This window comes from Aequorivita sinensis (assembly GCF_006346335.1).
Classification (GTDB): domain Bacteria; phylum Bacteroidota; class Bacteroidia; order Flavobacteriales; family Flavobacteriaceae; genus Aequorivita; species Aequorivita sinensis.
Genome location: NZ_VDMC01000001.1, coordinates 113,861 through 130,943 on the forward strand (window position 1 = coordinate 113,861; position 17,083 = coordinate 130,943).

The window sequence follows — 17,083 nt, forward strand, 5'->3', positions numbered from 1 at the left end:
AATTATATTTTATGTATATTTTTTAAAATCGGATAAATTTGTCTAGCCGTCCTACCATTGTCATTCTCATTTATGATTGTTGCAAGAACCTCTATCACCTTATCAGAATATGGAGCTGTCGTTTTTAATGCATTTAAGTCTTTTTCTCGAATATTGTATTTCTTCATTATCTGAGGGTCATTTAGTACCTCTCTCAGTAATTGATCTCTTTTACTCATAATTCATTTATAATTTGGTCAATATTTAATTCATATTTGGAGCATATCAATGCTAACTCATCTCGCGTATCATAAAAATTCATAGATAAACTTGAAAAATATGCAACTCTTTGCAATTCTGCTTTAACCTGACTTCTTTCCATTCTGTATGTTTCAACATTATTATCACTCAACGAAGGAACAACAACCATGTCATAAATAGTTGCAAACGCTTTATCTTCATGTTTTCTTAACAATCTACCTCTTCGTTGAATAAACTGCCTTGGATTACCTGTACTAGAACAGAAAACACCTACCTCTGCTCGCGGCACATCCACACCTTCATCCAGCATTTTCATAGCAAAGACCATGTCAATTTTCCCTTCAGAAAAACCAGTAAGAATTCCTTTCAAATCATCATCCTCTGCTGTGTAAGAGTTTATTTTCAAGTTAGGCTTTATTTCTATGGCTGCTCTCATAAAATGATTCAACATTCTTTCTCCATCACCTCCCTCATCATAAACAAACCCTTCAGGTACATAAGTAAAAGCATATTTTAACTTATTACTTTTTTCTAACTCTGTAACAATTCCTTTAAAGCAATTTATTTTGTTGTGAGCTTTGTGAATAATGTTTTTCCTAATCAACAAAAGCTTTTCAACTATTGGATCATTTTTAAATTTCCCTTTTTCAAAATCGAAATATCGAAGAAGTTTTTTAGAAATATCAATGTATTTTTCTAACTCTTCATTTTGTAATTCAACAATCTTTGGGAAATATTTGTATTCCGTTAGTCGTTCTTCCTCAAGAGCGCGCTCCATTGAAAATGAATAAGTGTAAGGTGGAGTGTCATTAAAAAAAGCATCAATTGCAACAGTTCCTTCAGGATCATAAATACGTTTAGGTGTTGCCGACAATCCAATTCGGCTCTCAACATTAATATTTGGAAGCAGCCTTTTGATTTGACTTGCTCCCATATTATGAGCTTCATCAGCTATTAGTAGATAGTCTTCTTGAATTTTCCGAAAGTACTTTTGAAATCTATCTGTAACAAAGCTTCCATAAGTTGAAATTATAATTAAATCTTTCTTTATGCCCCAAGAGACATTACTAACATAGTTTGCTAGGTCTTTTTCCCAATTATTTCCACCACCTACTTTTAAAACATTTTTGAAATTAAATTCACTTACCTCCTCTTCCCATTGATTTAACAAAGCGATTGAAGGCACTAAAATAATAGCATTATAGGTTTTTGTTTTTTTGTACTCTTGAAGCAAGCAGTTTAGGGAAGTGATTGTCTTCCCGGTTCCTGTCGCCATAGCAAATACTCCTGAGTAATCTTTTTTTACCCACTCATTATAGGCGTCTTTTTGGTATTTTCTAGGCCCTTGGGGAAATGGAAACCTAGGAGTATTTAAGAATGCTTGAATTTTTTCATGAAATCTATTTTCTTTTCTTTTTAATAACCGTTTTATCTTTTCACTATATCCTGTGTTTTCTAACTTTAATGAATCATCTAGTAAATCTTGAATATCTTTATCTCTCCCTATAGAATTTATTACTACCTCAATTTTATTTTTATCTATATAATTATATTCTGGGTGAGATTTACTAAAAATTCTTTCAAAATTAGCTTTTGCCTCTTCAATTCTCCTGACGCTAACTTCACCATTCCATGGTGTATCAACTTGAAAACTTTCAGAATTTTTAAGTAAGGCTGATAAGGTAAAATTAATACTCCCCTCTGTCGCTATATAATCATTTCCATCGTATAATATCATTGTCTTACAATGCGCTAAGTCAACATCATTAAATTTTACTGGAAGTATTTGAAGCTTTTCTAACTTTAAAAGATATTTTAAGCAATCAAAAAAATGTAAGCCTTCTGGACTTAAATTTTTTTCTATTTCAGATAAATCCTGAAATATATTAATCATTTTATCTTCATCTTCAAGCTTCGGGTCTAGTATTAAATTTTCATAGTCCAACAAACTATAAACATGATTAGTAATAATCCTCATTCTACCTCCATTAAATATAAATTCAGCAAGGCTTTTCGATAGTACTTTGATAGCATTGGAACTAAAATATCCTAAAAGTAGATCTATACTTTTAGCAATTGGGAATGTATTTTCGTAGAATTCTAAAGGTATAAATTCAGAATCCGAGGAATATTTATAAGTTGGTGGAAAATTAATTTCTTTAAATGTTTCTTTCATTAATAATCTTTACCAATGTTTTAATGGATAATTTTAAGTTGTTAGGGGAGAGTATAAATTTAACAACTTTATAACACAAAAGACAACTAAAACATCTTATTTAAATAAAATAAAACAGGACAACATTAGTTATTGACCATACTATTTAACCTAACTAGACATTTTTTAAGTTTTATTAGAAAAATCTAAATCAATTATTACAACTCCCCCCGCTACCGCACGAGTCCTCTCGTGTGGTTTACTGCAGTTCAATAAAAGCTCAACTCCTCCACCAAATTACCGAAAAGCTATTAATTCTCTATGGTTTTTCCTTTCCCAAAAGGAACAACACGAAACTCCGGGATAAAATCTGAAGGCTACAGGGAGCCACGCGATGTAATCGCGCGGGAACAGAGGCATATTGGTGTGCAACACTTTTAATAAGCTGTGCGTTTAAATAGAAATTTACGCTCTATAGTGGTGGGGGTATTTCTGAACTCCTTTAAAGCTTTCACTAGTTCAGTATTTTTCTGAGAATATTCAAATAAAAAGAAATTAAACAGATAACCATCTTCGGGTTTAAGAGGGTTTTTATGATAATGTTTAAGGTCCACATTTTGGATTATCAATTCAGTCATAAATTTGACTGAATGACGCTTTTTACTAAAATATGCCTTGTCATATTCTTTTAAATTATCCTCTGGAACATAAGGCCTAAATCCATTATAAAGGAAAAAAAGAATCGCTCATAACTTAATCTTTTAAAAGTTTAATATCACTTTAACAAGATACAAAATGAGAATAAATAAAATAGAATACTCTATAAAATAGTTTCTAATAGATTAAAAAGGGTTGCAAAAAGGTTGCAGGTGTCGAGTTGTTTATAAAGCAACTTATGAAAAAGATATAGATTTAGAAACAATTGCTACTAATCGTTATCAAAAACCTACAACTCCTTCCCTGGATCCCAGAAAATTTCATCAAAATCTTGAATTTGATTATCAACCACTACAACGCCTTCACTTTCCAGAAGTTGTTGCATTAAGTTAGTGCCTTTAAAGTGGTGTTTCCCTGTTAACAGTCCTTTTCTGTTTACAACTCTATGTGCGGGCACTTCAGCTTTGTTGCTATTGTTTAATGCCCATCCTACCATCCGCGCGCTTCTTGATGCTCCTAAGTAATTTGCAATAGCTCCGTATGAAGTTACCCGTCCGTATGGGATAAGTGCCGTAACTTGATAAACTTTTTCAAAAAAGCCTGTATCAGACATTCTAGATTTCTCTTAAAATTTTAAATAAGGTAATAATAGAAATGGCTGCAGTTACCAATCCGATTACATAATTCATATTCAAACTCAATTTTTTAGAATGTTCCTTAGGTCTAAAAAACTGAACGTATAAGGCAAGACTAGAATAAGTTCCTATTCCCGAACCAATAACTGCCATCCAAATTTCGAGTTGTGAAAAGGAGAATAACTCGAAAGCAGAAAAAGTTATACTTAGATACATCCAATATGGTAGCGGCAGTAAATTTAGCATTGCAATAAAAATTCCTAAGAAAAATCTATTCCTTTTAGAATTGTGCTCGCGGTCGCGAATCTCCCGGCGAGTATCTTTCGCAATAAAAAAGAAGTAAATGGTAAGGCTAATAAATATACCTAAAGCCACTTTCTGAAGCATGCTTACCACTTCGGGGTGTTGCTCTATATAGCGCGCTAAGATAAGCGCTATATACGTTTGAGTCATTACAGTAATACACACACCTAAAGAAAAAAGAAAAGCTCGTTTTCTGCCTTCCTTCATGCTAATTTTAGCAGCATACATATTTATTAACCCAGGAGGCAAAACACCTAAAAACGACCCTAGAAATCCTATTAAAAAATTGTAAACTAATGTCATTCAGGGGTGTTCTTTTTGTGAATATACTAATTTTATTTCTAACGAAATTTGAATCTAATGTAGGTTATCTTCTTTCCTTTCTCTAAATATTGATTTTCGTAAAAAGTTTGAATATTAGTAACTGCTTCTGGCGCTCCATCACTTCCATATACATCGTGATGTGCATATTCAATAGTTTCACGTAGCCCGTGAAGCAAACCAAGAGTGTAACCGTGCATAAATTCACTGTCGGTTTTTAAGTGTACTACTCCCCCTGGCTTTAATATCTTTTTATATTTATTTAAAAAATCTTCGTTGGTTAATCTGTGCTTAGTACGCTTGTATTTTATTTGCGGATCTGGAAACGTAATCCAAATTTCATCTACTTCATTTTCCTCAAAAATATGATCAACAAGTTCAATTTGGGTGCGTAGGAAACCAACGTTGTCTAGGTTTTCTTCCAAGGCACTTTTTGCACCGCGCCAAAAACGGGCTCCTTTAATATCTATTCCTAAGAAGTTAGTTTTAGGATTTAGTTTTGCAAGACTTACCGAATACTCTCCTTTCCCACAACCGAGTTCTAACACCAAAGGGTTATCGTTTTTAAAGAAATTTTTACACCAGTTACCTTTAAGCTTAAGTAAATCGCCTATTACCTCTTCTCGTGAGGGTTGCACCACATTATCAAAAGTTTCATTTTCTCTAAAGCGCTTCAGTTTATTTTTACTTCCCAATGTTTATAAAGTTATGAGTTATTGAATATTGGGTTTCTAGCCTTTATTGGATTTACCCGATTATTTCCTGCCCGAACTGTAACTTTGATAAACACAAACGTGTAAACCATAAGCTGTTCCCTTGCAGGTTGACAAAATTAATGAAATATAACTTCGCGGCAATTATTGCTACCTTTGTTTTATGCGGAAAAACAACACAATATTAGTGGCTCCATTAAATTGGGGACTTGGGCACGCTACACGGTGTATCCTCATTATCCGCGCACTGCTAGAATACAATTACAATGTGTTAATTGCTTCGGATGGAGAAGCTCTGAAAATTCTCCAAAAAGAATTTCCACTTCTTGAATCGTTAAACCTACCTTCATACAACATCACCTACCCCAAAAAAGGTAGTCATTTTAAGTGGAAGATGTTTCTAAAACTTCCTCGAATTCAAAAAGCAATTGCAGCGGAAAAGCGAATTGTAAAAAATTTAGTAGATTCTGGAAAAATAAATGGAATTATAAGCGACAATAGGTTCGGTGTAAGAAACGCAGGGGTTCCTTCCGTATTTATAACACACCAATTAAACGTATTGTCGGGAGGCACTTCTTATTTAAGCAGTAAAATCCACCAAAAGATTATCAAGAAATTTGATGTTTGCTGGGTACCAGATGTAGATGATTTAATCATGAACCTCAGCGGGAAATTAGGACATTTAAAACGCCATCCTTTTCCAATAAAATACATTGGTATCTCTAGCAGAATGATGAAAAACGAGCTACCTAAAACCACCGATGTTTTGGTCCTTATTTCTGGTCCGGAACCTCAACGCTCAATTTTTGAAGAGAAATTAAAACAGACATTTAAAAAAACTGATAAGAATGTTTTAATGGTGCGAGGTGTTATAGAAAATGAACAAGTATGGCAAGATTTCGAAAATATAAAAACAGTAAATTTTATGATGAGTAATGAACTTGAAGATGCTATTAATTCAAGCAAATTAGTTATCTCGCGATCTGGCTACACTACATTAATGGACTTAACGGTATTAGAAAAAAAAGCATATTTTATTCCGACACCTGGACAATACGAACAGAAATATTTGGCGAATCGGTTAAAGAATCTTGGAATCGCCCCTTCTTGTAAGCAGAAAAATTTTTCTTTGGATAAACTTGATGCAGTAGAAAACTATAAAGGCTTGGAGCAAATAGTCCAACAGCCTATTAATTATTCAGAATTATTTTCCCTTTTCGAGCGTAAATGAAAACTCCGATCCTATTCCGTATTGGCTTTCTACATAAATCTTTTCTTTATGAGCCTCAACAATGTGTTTTACAATAGAAAGTCCTAGTCCACTTCCACCCTCTTTTCTAGAACCACTTTTATCTACTCTGTAAAAACGTTCAAAAATTCGCTTTAGGTTTTCTTGTAAAATCCCTTCTCCATTATCGGTAATCCTTAATAGAATTTTATTTTTACCGATATTATCAAAGCCTACTTCGGTAGTACCTTCCTTCCTACCATATTTAATTGAATTGACAATTAAGTTTGTTAGCACTTGTTCAATCCTTTCCTTATCGGCATTTACAATAATGGGTTCTTTGTATTCCTTATCAAAAACCAGAGAAATATTCTTCTTCGCGGCTTTCATTTCTAATAAGTCGAATATACTTTGAACTAACTCTATTATATTGAAATCCTCTTTTTTAAGAACAAGCCCCCCTATTTCCAACTTTGCAATCATATCGAGTTCATTTACGATATAAGCAAGTCTTTCTACTCCTTTACTAGCCCTTTTAAGATACTCTTTACGTACTTTTTTATCGTCTAACGCTCCGTCTAACAACGTTAGAATATAACTTTGAACTGTAAACAATGGGGTTTTTAGCTCGTGAGAAACATTACCCATAAATTCTTTTCGGTAATTCTCACGAATATTTAAGGATTCTATTTCGGTTTTTTTATCGTTTACATAGCGTTCAACTTCCTTAGTTAAGCCTTCCAAATCTGTAGTCACAGAAGGTTGTGGAAAGTCCTTTTCGTATAAAACACTTACATCCTTGTAAATTTTCTTTATTCGCAGATAAATAAATTTTTCAACACGATACTGAAGAATTATATACGAAATGAAAAATAGAATTACAAAATAAAGCAGTAACCAACCCGAAATGCTTTCCTTTAAAACATATTGAAACGCAACCAATCCCAAAACTGAGAATAGCGCTATCAAAAATGCTGTGGACGCAGCAAATCTATATTTTTTTGAAATTTTCATCTATAGGAGTTCGGTTATCTTTTCAAACTATTAAATTAAAGAAAAGAAGATAACAATAGGTGTTTTAAATAACGAATTTATAACCAACACCTTTAACTGTTTTAAACCTTTCGTCGCCTATTTTCTCGCGAAGTTTTCGAATGTGTACATCAATAGTTCGACCTCCTACTATAACGTCATTTCCCCAAATACTATCTAAAATATTCTCACGCTTAAACACTTTACCTGGTTTTGATGCAAGTAGTGCCAGGAGTTCAAATTCTTTCTTCGGTAGCATTATCTCTTCTTTTCCTAGCAAGATCTTATACTCTTCGCGATTGATAACAAGGTCACCTAATTTCATTTTATCGCTTTCTTCCTCATCCTTAAACCTGCGTAGCAAAGCTTTTACTTTACTTACAAGAACCTTTGGCTTTATAGGTTTTGTAATATAATCGTCTGCTCCAGCGTCTAAACCAGCAACTTGAGAAAAATCTTCACCGCGAGCGCTTAAAAACGTAATCACTGTTTCTGATAAATCTGGAATAGATCTTATTTTTTCGCACGCCTCAATGCCATCCATTTTAGGCATCATAACATCCATAATGATAAGCTGAGGCTTTACTTTTTTAGCCTTATCGATTGCCTCAACACCATTTTCTGCTGTTTCAATTTTATATCCTTCTAGGGCTAAATTGTATCGCACTATTTCAAGAATATCTGGTTCGTCATCTACTAATAAAATTGTTATATCCTTTTTTTTCATACTTAAAACCAGTTGTTTTTTGATGCTGTAAAGATACTATTATTAATCGCAGGATAACTTTAGCACGTTTATTGTTAACTATAAGATAACCTTAAGATAACATATTGCTTAAGTAGCGACATAAATCAAAATAATTTTAAAAATAACCTCAACTTACTGATTTTCAGATATTTAATTAAATTATTTTGTATATTTACTAATCAATATAAAATCTCTTGCCATGAAAAAAATTACTTTATTTGCCGCACTCCTCGTTAGTGTTGTAACTTTTTCTCAAATAGCAAGTACTAGCTTTGAAGAGCCAGAGGTATTTGCTGGGAAATACACAGATACAGGCGACCCCAATGTTGCACACGACTTGATTAACAATGCCAATGAACCTCTTGTCAACTTTACAAGTACCGGGATTGAGCTTGGTTTTAAAGCCTCATATATTCCATACGACACTCCAGGAGTTGGTTCTACCGATGGAGATTACGTTGGTGTAACCAAAACTAAACCTTCATCAACCGTAACTTTTACAGATGGTGCTAACGGGTATAGAATGAGTGATACCGATGGGAACTTTATTTTAAAGTTTGACGAAGTTGATTTATCGGGTGTATCTGCACCTGTGGTTTTTGTTGATTTTCTTTTATCTATTAATAGTAATCCTACCAAAGGGAATTATGAAGGTGACGGAACTATTAACGAATCTGGTCACGATAGACTTAGAATCTTTGTGAAGGATTTAACCAATCAAGCTGAAATTGATTTATTTAATTCAACAGGAAGCAATCTTGACGACTTCGTTCCCTTCGACTCTTCCATTGGCGAATATTTACTTCAATGGCAAACCGTAGAAGCGCAACTATCTCCAGATACTATTGTACAATTGGTTATTGAAGGAAGAAATAATGCTACTTCAGAATCGTTTTGGTTTGATAATATTGTTTTTGATGGCGCGATAGGTGTAAAAGATTTTTCAAAGTATAAAGCCAACATTTACCCGAATCCTGCAGAGAAAGGATATATCTACATAACATCGAATCTGTATGAAAATAAAAAAATCACCATCTATGATATATTAGGTAAAGAAATACTATCAACAACAATAAAAGGCGATAGGCTTGATATATCTAATTTAAACAGCGGTGTTTATATTTTGAATATTGAACAAGGAAAGGACTCCACTACTAAAAAGCTTATCGTTAGATAAAGCTACGGGAATTGAACTTTTAAAGCTCTTGTTATGGCAAGGGCTTTTTTATTTATCTATTTTTGAAAAAATTTACTCTCTTAATAATATGCTCGAAAAGGAAATTTTCAATATCACTTCTCCCGAAGAATTTGAGAAAATTGCATTGGATGTCTTCCGCTTTCAATATGAAAATATAGAGGTATATCAAAAGTTTTGTAAGCACCTAAATGTAAACTCTTCAGAAGTAGAATCTTTAAAAGAAATTCCGTTTCTTCCTATTCAGTTTTTCAAAAGCCACAAGATAATTGCTACAAACTCAATTGAAGAAACAGTATTTACAAGTAGTGGAACTACTGGAAGCATCACGAGTAAGCATTATGTTGGAAGTTTAAAATTGTACGAAACAAGTTTCTTAAAGGCTTTTAAAAATCAATACGGAAATCCAGAAGATTATACCATATTGGCCCTTCTTCCCTCATATTTGGAGCGAGAAGGATCTTCCCTTATTTATATGGTAGAAGATTTAATTAATAAGAGTAACAATCCTAATAGCGGTTTCTACCTTTATGAAACTGATAAACTAATTGAGAAGCTTGAGTTTCTAGAACAAAGAGAGCAAAAAACAATTCTTATAGGTGTGTCTTACGCTTTGTTGGATTTAATTGAAAAAAGAAAATTTCAATTAAAGAATACTATTGTTATGGAAACAGGAGGCATGAAAGGCAGAAGGAAAGAAATGATAAAAGAGGAGTTACACCAAATCTTAAAAAATGGCTTTGAAGTAGAAAAAATTCACAGTGAATACGGGATGACTGAATTACTTTCACAGGCCTATTCTGTTGGGGATGGTGTTTTTTCTTGTCCGCCTTGGATGAAAATTTTAACTCGCGACACTGAAGATGCGCTTACCTATACCATTGAAAAAACCGGAGGTATAAATGTAATCGATCTTGCCAATCTTTACTCCTGTTCCTTTATTGCCACACAAGACTTAGGGAAGACTTTTCGTGACGATACCTTCGAAGTTATAGGACGTTTCGACAACAGCGATGTGCGTGGTTGTAACCTGATGGTTTTTTAATTATTTTTTAACATTATTTTATTATATGCAAACGTAAGTAACTCTAAAACGTTACGACATATCCTCTATGAAAAAGTGATGATTTTTCATAATTTGGTTGGTTAGTTAATCTGAAAATCCCCGTGCATTCAATGCAGGGGATTTTTAATTTTGTAGAATTAACTCAAACCGCTTAGAGTTTATACCACTTTTATAATAAAGTAATTTTTCTTACCTCTTTGTAAAAGAACAAATTGATTGTTAATCAAATCGTTTTCAGTAACAGTAAAGTTGTCTGAAACTTTTTCTTTGTTAACTGAAATTGAATTTTCTTTTAAAGCGCGACGAGCTTCACCATTGGATTTTAAAAACCCTGTTTTTTCAGCTAATGCGCCGATAATGTCTACTCCATTTTTAATGTCTTCCTTAGATATTTCAGCTTGAGGCACTCCGTCGAAAACATCAAGAAATGTTTGCTCATTTAATTGTTTTAGATCTTCTGAAGTAGATTTACCAAACAAAATTTCTGAAGCTTTTACTGCATTTTCAAACTCTTCTTCACTGTGCACTGTAGTTGTAACTTCTTGAGCCAATCTTTTCTGAAGCAAACGCATATGTGGTGCTTCTCTATGTTCAGCAATTATAGTCTCAATAGTCTCTTTATCTAAGAACGTGAAAACCTTAATGTATTTTTCAGCATCTTCATCACTAGTATTTAACCAATATTGATAAAATTTGTAAGGTGACGTTTTATTAGCGTCAAGCCAAACATTGCCGCCTTCACTTTTTCCAAATTTAGTTCCATCGCTCTTTGTTATCAACGGACACGTAAGAGCGTAGCCTTTTGTACTGTCCATTCTTCTTAAAAGCTCGGTACCAGTTGTAATATTTCCCCATTGATCGCTACCTCCCATTTGTAAGGTACAGTCTAAATTTCTGTTCAAATGAACAAAATCATATCCCTGAATCAATTGGTAAGTAAATTCTGTAAACGATAGACCATCGGCACTCTCACCGCTCAATCTAGTTTTTACAGAATCTTTAGCCATCATATAATTTACGGTGATATGCTTACCTACGTTACGAATAAAATCAAGGAAAGAAAATTCTTTTATCCAATCGTAATTGTTAACAAGCACAGCTTGATTTTCAGCTCCAGAAGTAAAATCTAGGAATTGTGATAGTTGATTTCTAACACCTTCTTGATTCCTTTTTAAGGTTTCTTCATCTAGCAAATTTCGTTCGCTACTCTTCATTGAAGGATCCCCAATCATTCCTGTAGCCCCACCAACTAGAGCAACAGGTCTATGTCCGCAACGTTGATAAAACGACAAAAGCATAATAGGAACAAGATTCCCAATGTGTAACGAATCTGCAGTTGGGTCAAATCCAACATACGCAGAACGCATGGTTTCCATAAGGTGCTCTTCAGTTTCTGGCATTACATCGTGTATCATGCCTCGCCATTGTAGTTCTTCAACGAAATTTTTTAGCTTCATTTTGTATTTTTTTTGTACAGTGCTTTGTTGCGGAATTTAAGGGTGCAAAGATACGTTTATCGTTTAAAGATTCAATGTTCAAGATTTATAATTTGAATTAGTTATGTTATAATAAGCATGTAGAAAGCTATTCACTTCGGAAACTAACAGCAAATATTTATTACACAAGAAGCTATTTTCCTTTTAAAAAGTTGTTTCAATTGTACTATAAACATAAATGAAATTGAATTTCGAATTCGAATTCCTTTTGACTATTTTAGCTTTATGATTTTAGTTACTGGTGGTACAGGTTTAGTAGGCTCACATCTTTTATATTTTCTTTTACAGGAAAATGAAAAAGTGCGAGCAATTCACAGAGCGAAAAGCGATTTAAACTCTGTAAAAAAAATCTTTTCCTTATACACATCTGAAGCTGATTCACTTTACAATAAAATTGAATGGGTAGAAGCAAGTGTAAACGATATTCCTGCACTAACAGAAGCTTTTAAAAATATCAAACGTGTTTATCATTGTGCCGCAATAATCAGCTTCGACTCTTCAGAATACAAACTTCTCAAAAAAGTAAATATTGAAGGCACAGCCAATATTGTAAATCTTTCTCTTGCAAACGATGTAAAGAAGTTATGTTATGTGAGTTCAGTTTCTACCTTAGGTAGCAATATAATTGATAGTTTTATCTCTGAAGAAACTCCATGGAATTCTGATGAGAAAAACAGCGTTTACGCTATTACGAAATACGGTGCCGAAATGGAAGTATGGCGTGGTACTCAGGAAGGCTTGGATGCCGTAATAGTTAATCCCGGAGTAATCCTCGGTACTTCCCCAAATAATGATGGTAGCGGAGTTATAGTAGGTTTAGGCGCAAAAGGAATTCCTTTTTACCCTAGTGGATCGATGGGAATTGTAGACATAAAAGACGTAGTGCGCGCAATGATCTTCTTGATGAATTCTGAGGTTAAGAATGAACAGTATATTTTAGTAGGTAAAAACATTACCTTTAAAGAATTGTTATCTAAACTAGCTGTACTATTTGAAAAAAAACCACCAACAAAGAAACTTTCTAAAGGAATTATGTTATTTATTAGCGGAATAGACTGGCTACTGAATAAGCTTTTTAACACCAAGAGAAAAGTTGTAAAAGCTAATGTCTTGTCTATGTTTACCAATACTACCTACAATACAGATAAACTAAGAGATCAATTCGATTTTAAGTACACACCAACCGATGAAACACTAAAAAGAATTGTAACTGAAATTAAACAAGCATCAATTTAAACTGTCGACTTTATTAGCCGAATTTAATCTTTCACTAATACTATCTCTTCTCGCCCTATCTAACTTAATAATGCTATCCATTTCTTCCCGCATAGATAATAATTCACTTTCTACTTTTTGAATCATTATCATATAACTATTTATATCGGAAGCATAATACGCATTACTTTTTGCAAACTGTAAACTATCAATTTGATACTTAGCATAAATCATAGAATCTATTTTTATACCTTTTGAAATAATCGCCTTGTTATTTACACTTCTAGCCGCATTAATTAGATAAGTTTCCTTAAGAATATCAATCATTTTATCTTTAGCAATGAGGTTTTCAGGCTTTTCAGGTATATTAACATCCTGACAGCCCAAAGCACTTATAACGACAAATATTAAAATGAGTGATTGTTTCATTATCTATTAAAAGTAAGTCTTTCTGGGTTGCTTTTGTTTGGAAATTTTGAGTTTTCGTAAACTACAATACCATTCACTAAGGTATGAGTAACTCGTGATTTAAAGATTTTCCCATCAAAAGGTGACCAACCACATTTATAAAGAATATTTTCTTTTTTTACATTCCAAGGTGAATTCAAATCAACAAGAACTAAATCGGCTTTGTAACCTTCGCGAATAAAACCACGTTCTTTTATTTGAAACAATATCGCCGGATTATGAGCTGTCTTCTCAACAATTTTCTCAAGAGATATTCTTCCTTGGTGATATAGCTCCAACAACGCTACTAAGGCGTGCTGCACCAAAGGTCCACCTGAAGGCGCGTTTAAATAGTTATTGTTTTTCTCTTCTAAGGTATGTGGCGCATGGTCTGTTGCGATTACATCTATGCGATCATCCAAAAGTGCTTTTAGCAATCCATCCTTATCCTTTTGAGTTTTTACAGCAGGATTCCATTTAATTTTTGTGCCTTTGCTTTTATAATCCTCATCTGTAAACCATAAGTGATGCACACAAACTTCGGCTGTAATTTTCTTTTCTGCCAATGGCTTTTTATTGCTAAAGAGATGGGTTTCTTTTTCTGTTGAAACGTGAAATACATGAAGTCTTGCTCCAGTTTTTTGGGCGAGTTTTATTGCTCTAGACGATGAAATATAACAAGCCTCCTCACTTCTAATTTTTGGATGCATTTCAATTGGAATATCCTCACCGTATTCGGCTTTATATTTTTCTAAATTTTGTTTGATAGTTTCTTCATCCTCACAATGTGCAGAAATTAGCAAATTGGTTTTGCTGAAAATTTCTTCTAATATTTTTGGATCGTCTACCAACATATTTCCTGTTGAAGAACCAAGAAACAGTTTTAACCCTGCAACTTTTTTAGGGTCTACTTTTAGAATTTCTTCCAAGTTATTGTTTGTTCCACCAAACATAAACGAATAGTTAGCCCAAGAAGTTTTAGAAGCTATCTCAAACTTTTCTTCCAGCAAATCGATCGTTGTAGCTTGAGGAACTGTGTTTGGCATTTCGATAAATGAAGTAATACCTCCAGCAACTGCGGCTTTAGACTCAGTTTCAATATTTGCTTTATGTGTTAACCCTGGTTCTCTAAAATGTACTTGGTCATCAATCATCCCTGGCAATAAATAGCTCCCGTCAGCATCAATGATTTTAGTGTCGGCAGTTTTCATACTGATTGTTTCCGACACCTCCGTAATTCGTCCATCATTTACAAGCACATCGCCTTTAAAGATTTTCCCTTCATTTACAATATTCGCATTCTTAATTAAAACTGCTTTCATTGAATTTTTTTCTATTAAATACACTTTTGAGTTTCATTGCAATTACACCAAAAATAGCTTCAGAAATTATTCCTGAACTCATTTTTGATTCGCCTTTTGTTCTATCGGTAAAAATTACCGGTACTTCTGTTATTTTAAAATTACTTAGGTGGGCCTTAAACTTCATTTCAATTTGAAATGCGTATCCCACAAAACGTATGTTGTTCAGATTTATTTTTTGCAGTACTTCTCTTTTATAACAAATAAAACCAGCCGTAGTATCATAAATATCTACTCCCATGATAAGACGTACATATTTTGAAGCTAACCAAGAAAGCAAAACTCTGCTCATTGGCCAATTTACCACGTTTACACCAGTAACATACCTCGAACCGATAGCCATATCGTTACCGTCTTTATGGCAAGCATTGTACAAGCGAATTAAATCGTTTGGATTATGCGAAAAATCGGCATCCATCTCAAAGATATAATCGTAATTATTAGCTAATCCCCATTTAAACCCTGCAATATATGCCGAACCTAAACCTGTTTTCTTTGTACGTTTTAAAATAAAAAGTTTTTCGGGGTAAGTATCAAAATTTGCTTCTACCACCTGTGCTGTACCGTCAGGGGAGTTGTCATCCACAACCAAAACGTGAAATTCGCGCTGTAATGAAAATATAGTGCGCAAAAGTCGCTCTATATTTTCAATTTCATTGTAGGTTGGCACCACTACTAACGCCTTAGACATACTGCAATTTTAGCGCAAATGTACCCTTTTTTGATCAAATAATTGTGAAGATAATTCTATTTGACGCTTTAATCTGAAACTATAATTTACCGTACCTTTGCTAAAAATTTATTGCGTGGAATTTAGCGAAAGAATAATAATCTCTTCAGATTGGGCTACATTTTTGCTTGTTGGCTGCTTCGCTCTATTTGCCGTTGCAAAATATTTTTATCCACGAAGATTTCAAGAGTTCTCTTTACTCCCGATTACCAATCAATATTTCTTTGTACACGGAAAAAGTGATGAGTTAAAACATCCTTTCAACATGCTGTTATTTGTAACGCAAATAATAAGTGTTTCAATTTTCGCTTACATATTGTACACCGTATTCAATCCTTCTGAGGCTCAGAACAATAAGTGGCTTTTTGTGCAAATTTGCACTGCTTATAGTTTGTTTGTTTTAATTAAATTTTCATTAGAAAAAATTATAGCGAACATCTTTTCATTAGACGTGATTATCAACAATTATTTGTATCAAAAACTTAGTTATCGCAACTATCTGGGTATTTTATTCTTTATTGGCAATTTATTCTTCCTTTATATTTACCCACCAACAGCTACTTCAATATTCATCTTTACCTTTATTCTACTAGTGTTAAACGCTATTGTACTGTTATACAGTTATAAAAAAAATGGAGATTTAATATTAGGTAATTTCTTATATTTTATTTTGTATCTTTGCGCACTTGAAATAGCACCATATATAATCCTTTATAAATTGTTTATTTAGATCGGATTTTGTCTCATTAAAAAATCGTAATTCCTTATGAAAGTGAAAACTATTTTGGTTTCCCAGCCTGAGCCTAAAATTGAAAACTCGCCTTATTTTGACCTTATTGAGAGGCAAAAGGTAAAGATAGATTTCGTTCCTTTCATTCACGTTGAAGGCGTTTCTAGTAAAGAAGTCCGCACTCAAAAGGTTGATCTTACAAAATACACGGCTTTAATTCTTACAAGTCGAAATTCTGTAGATCATTTTTTTCGTATTGCAGAAGAGCTTAGATTCAAAGTTCCAGATTCTATGAAATATTTTTGTCAGAGTGAGGCGGTAGCCTACTACCTACAAAAATATGTGGTTTATAGAAAGAGAAAAATATATGTTGGTCAAAGAACTTTTCAAGAACTAGCTCCTCTTATTAAGAAGTATAAGAATGAAAAATTCTTATTACCTACATCAGACAAATTAAAACCTGAAGTGCCAGCGGTTCTAAATGAACTTAAAGTAGATTGGAAAGAAGCCACTTTTTACAAAACAGTAATTAGCGATTTATCTAATCTTCGCGATGTTTATTACGATATCTTGGTATTCTTTAGCCCTAGCGGAATAGAATCATTATTCGAAAACTTTCCAGATTTTAAGCAAAACAACACTCGTATTGCTGTTTTCGGGAATACTACAGTAAAAGCGGCTACTGAGTTAGGCTTACGCGTAGACATACAAGCTCCAACACCTGAAACACCATCTATGACTATGGCCTTGGAGAAATATATAAAAGAAGTTAATAATAAGAAATAATATTACTTCGATTAATTGCAAAAAA

The 17,083-nt window shown here is 33.3% G+C and carries 18 protein-coding genes; 6 read left to right on the top strand and 12 right to left on the bottom strand.

The features are described 5' to 3' along the window. Positions 1 to 2: 2 nt before the first annotated feature. The 6 genes from FHP04_RS00530 to trmB form a co-directional block, all read right to left on the bottom strand. Complete coding sequence (locus FHP04_RS00530; RefSeq protein WP_139853879.1) at positions 3 to 218, bottom strand: hypothetical protein; 216 nt, start codon at positions 216 to 218, stop codon at positions 3 to 5. Continuing rightward, entirely contained in the window at positions 215 to 2,416 is a 2,202-nt protein-coding gene (locus tag FHP04_RS00535; RefSeq protein WP_139853880.1) for a DEAD/DEAH box helicase family protein, read from the bottom strand. Before FHP04_RS00535 ends, FHP04_RS00530 begins: the two co-directional genes overlap by 4 nt. 416 nt (positions 2,417 to 2,832) lie before the next feature. Then, positions 2,833 to 3,033: a hypothetical protein gene (locus FHP04_RS00540; RefSeq protein WP_139853881.1), complete on the bottom strand. Its 201-nt coding sequence runs from the start codon at positions 3,031 to 3,033 to the stop codon at positions 2,833 to 2,835. A gap of 308 nt (positions 3,034 to 3,341) precedes the next feature. Further along, positions 3,342 to 3,665, bottom strand: a complete 324-nt coding sequence (locus tag FHP04_RS00545; RefSeq protein ID WP_139853882.1) for an MGMT family protein — start codon at positions 3,663 to 3,665, stop codon at positions 3,342 to 3,344. A 1-nt stretch (position 3,666) separates the two neighbouring features. Next, positions 3,667 to 4,293 (bottom strand): LysE family translocator, encoded by a 627-nt coding sequence (locus FHP04_RS00550; RefSeq protein ID WP_139853883.1) that lies wholly within the window; start codon positions 4,291 to 4,293, stop codon positions 3,667 to 3,669. Positions 4,294 to 4,331: 38 nt separating this feature from the next. Then, on the bottom strand, positions 4,332 to 5,006 hold the full coding sequence (gene trmB / locus FHP04_RS00555; RefSeq protein WP_139853884.1) for a tRNA (guanosine(46)-N7)-methyltransferase TrmB: 675 nt from the start codon (positions 5,004 to 5,006) through the stop codon (positions 4,332 to 4,334). A gap of 181 nt (positions 5,007 to 5,187) precedes the next feature. Here trmB and FHP04_RS00560 point away from each other — a divergent pair, with 181 nt between their 5' ends. Continuing rightward, the gene (locus FHP04_RS00560; protein WP_139853885.1) at positions 5,188 to 6,255 is read left to right on the top strand and encodes a glycosyltransferase; all 1,068 of its coding nucleotides are present in this window, start codon (positions 5,188 to 5,190) and stop codon (positions 6,253 to 6,255) included. Here the strand turns inward: FHP04_RS00560 and FHP04_RS00565 are convergent. Both FHP04_RS00565 and FHP04_RS00570 read right to left on the bottom strand, forming a co-directional pair. Beyond that, positions 6,229 to 7,266: a sensor histidine kinase gene (locus FHP04_RS00565; RefSeq protein ID WP_139853886.1), complete on the bottom strand. Its 1,038-nt coding sequence runs from the start codon at positions 7,264 to 7,266 to the stop codon at positions 6,229 to 6,231. The genes FHP04_RS00560 and FHP04_RS00565 overlap by 27 nt on opposite strands. 64 nt (positions 7,267 to 7,330) lie before the next feature. Further along, positions 7,331 to 8,011, bottom strand: a complete 681-nt coding sequence (locus FHP04_RS00570; RefSeq protein WP_139853887.1) for a response regulator transcription factor — start codon at positions 8,009 to 8,011, stop codon at positions 7,331 to 7,333. 220 nt (positions 8,012 to 8,231) lie between these two features. Here FHP04_RS00570 and FHP04_RS00575 point away from each other — a divergent pair, with 220 nt between their 5' ends. Next, positions 8,232 to 9,209 (top strand): T9SS type A sorting domain-containing protein, encoded by a 978-nt coding sequence (locus FHP04_RS00575; RefSeq protein ID WP_139853888.1) that lies wholly within the window; start codon positions 8,232 to 8,234, stop codon positions 9,207 to 9,209. A gap of 88 nt (positions 9,210 to 9,297) precedes the next feature. After that, entirely contained in the window at positions 9,298 to 10,272 is a 975-nt protein-coding gene (locus tag FHP04_RS00580; RefSeq protein ID WP_139853889.1) for a LuxE/PaaK family acyltransferase, read from the top strand. A 179-nt stretch (positions 10,273 to 10,451) separates the two neighbouring features. Here the strand turns inward: FHP04_RS00580 and tyrS are convergent, their stop codons facing one another. Then, the gene (gene tyrS, locus FHP04_RS00585; RefSeq protein WP_139853890.1) at positions 10,452 to 11,750 is read right to left on the bottom strand and encodes a tyrosine--tRNA ligase; all 1,299 of its coding nucleotides are present in this window, start codon (positions 11,748 to 11,750) and stop codon (positions 10,452 to 10,454) included. Positions 11,751 to 12,014: 264 nt separating this feature from the next. On the opposite strand from tyrS, the gene FHP04_RS00590 reads away from it, so the two are divergent. Beyond that, positions 12,015 to 13,025 (top strand): NAD-dependent epimerase/dehydratase family protein, encoded by a 1,011-nt coding sequence (locus FHP04_RS00590; RefSeq protein ID WP_139853891.1) that lies wholly within the window; start codon positions 12,015 to 12,017, stop codon positions 13,023 to 13,025. Here the strand turns inward: FHP04_RS00590 and FHP04_RS00595 are convergent. From FHP04_RS00595 to FHP04_RS00605, 3 genes are read right to left on the bottom strand one after another with little or no spacing between them, the layout of a single operon-like run. After that, positions 13,017 to 13,433 (bottom strand): DUF4296 domain-containing protein, encoded by a 417-nt coding sequence (locus tag FHP04_RS00595; RefSeq protein ID WP_139853892.1) that lies wholly within the window; start codon positions 13,431 to 13,433, stop codon positions 13,017 to 13,019. The genes FHP04_RS00590 and FHP04_RS00595 overlap by 9 nt on opposite strands. Continuing rightward, positions 13,433 to 14,773, bottom strand: coding sequence for a dihydroorotase (locus FHP04_RS00600; protein ID WP_139853893.1), 1,341 nt, complete (start codon positions 14,771 to 14,773; stop codon positions 13,433 to 13,435). The genes FHP04_RS00595 and FHP04_RS00600 overlap by 1 nt, the downstream gene beginning before the upstream one ends. Continuing rightward, complete coding sequence (locus FHP04_RS00605) at positions 14,754 to 15,503, bottom strand: polyprenol monophosphomannose synthase (RefSeq protein WP_139853894.1); 750 nt, start codon at positions 15,501 to 15,503, stop codon at positions 14,754 to 14,756. The genes FHP04_RS00600 and FHP04_RS00605 overlap by 20 nt, the downstream gene beginning before the upstream one ends. A 115-nt stretch (positions 15,504 to 15,618) precedes the next feature. Here FHP04_RS00605 and FHP04_RS14820 point away from each other — a divergent pair, with 115 nt between their 5' ends. Next, entirely contained in the window at positions 15,619 to 16,272 is a 654-nt protein-coding gene (locus tag FHP04_RS14820) for a DUF4271 domain-containing protein (protein WP_158319097.1), read from the top strand. Between the two features lie 36 nt (positions 16,273 to 16,308). Then, positions 16,309 to 17,058: a uroporphyrinogen-III synthase gene (locus tag FHP04_RS00615; RefSeq protein ID WP_139853896.1), complete on the top strand. Its 750-nt coding sequence runs from the start codon at positions 16,309 to 16,311 to the stop codon at positions 17,056 to 17,058. Positions 17,059 to 17,083 lie beyond the last annotated feature (25 nt).

What these genes read in the sequence shown, in the direction of transcription:
- FHP04_RS00530 (WP_139853879.1), bottom strand. Translation starts at nt 218, where the DNA reads ATGAGTAAAAGAGATCAATTACTGAGAGAGGTACTAAATGACCCTCAG.
- FHP04_RS00535 (WP_139853880.1), bottom strand. Translation starts at nt 2,416, where the DNA reads ATGAAAGAAACATTTAAAGAAATTAATTTTCCACCAACTTATAAATAT.
- FHP04_RS00540 (WP_139853881.1), bottom strand. Translation starts at nt 3,033, where the DNA reads ATGACTGAATTGATAATCCAAAATGTGGACCTTAAACATTATCATAAA.
- FHP04_RS00545 (WP_139853882.1), bottom strand. Translation starts at nt 3,665, where the DNA reads ATGTCTGATACAGGCTTTTTTGAAAAAGTTTATCAAGTTACGGCACTT.
- FHP04_RS00550 (WP_139853883.1), bottom strand. Translation starts at nt 4,293, where the DNA reads ATGACATTAGTTTACAATTTTTTAATAGGATTTCTAGGGTCGTTTTTA.
- FHP04_RS00560 (WP_139853885.1), top strand. Translation starts at nt 5,188, where the DNA reads ATGCGGAAAAACAACACAATATTAGTGGCTCCATTAAATTGGGGACTT.
- FHP04_RS00565 (WP_139853886.1), bottom strand. Translation starts at nt 7,266, where the DNA reads ATGAAAATTTCAAAAAAATATAGATTTGCTGCGTCCACAGCATTTTTG.
- FHP04_RS00570 (WP_139853887.1), bottom strand. Translation starts at nt 8,011, where the DNA reads ATGAAAAAAAAGGATATAACAATTTTATTAGTAGATGACGAACCAGAT.
- FHP04_RS00575 (WP_139853888.1), top strand. Translation starts at nt 8,232, where the DNA reads ATGAAAAAAATTACTTTATTTGCCGCACTCCTCGTTAGTGTTGTAACT.
- FHP04_RS00580 (WP_139853889.1), top strand. Translation starts at nt 9,298, where the DNA reads ATGCTCGAAAAGGAAATTTTCAATATCACTTCTCCCGAAGAATTTGAG.
- tyrS (WP_139853890.1), bottom strand. Translation starts at nt 11,750, where the DNA reads ATGAAGCTAAAAAATTTCGTTGAAGAACTACAATGGCGAGGCATGATA.
- FHP04_RS00590 (WP_139853891.1), top strand. Translation starts at nt 12,015, where the DNA reads ATGATTTTAGTTACTGGTGGTACAGGTTTAGTAGGCTCACATCTTTTA.
- FHP04_RS00595 (WP_139853892.1), bottom strand. Translation starts at nt 13,433, where the DNA reads ATGAAACAATCACTCATTTTAATATTTGTCGTTATAAGTGCTTTGGGC.
- FHP04_RS00600 (WP_139853893.1), bottom strand. Translation starts at nt 14,773, where the DNA reads ATGAAAGCAGTTTTAATTAAGAATGCGAATATTGTAAATGAAGGGAAA.
- FHP04_RS00605 (WP_139853894.1), bottom strand. Translation starts at nt 15,503, where the DNA reads ATGTCTAAGGCGTTAGTAGTGGTGCCAACCTACAATGAAATTGAAAAT.
- FHP04_RS00615 (WP_139853896.1), top strand. Translation starts at nt 16,309, where the DNA reads ATGAAAGTGAAAACTATTTTGGTTTCCCAGCCTGAGCCTAAAATTGAA.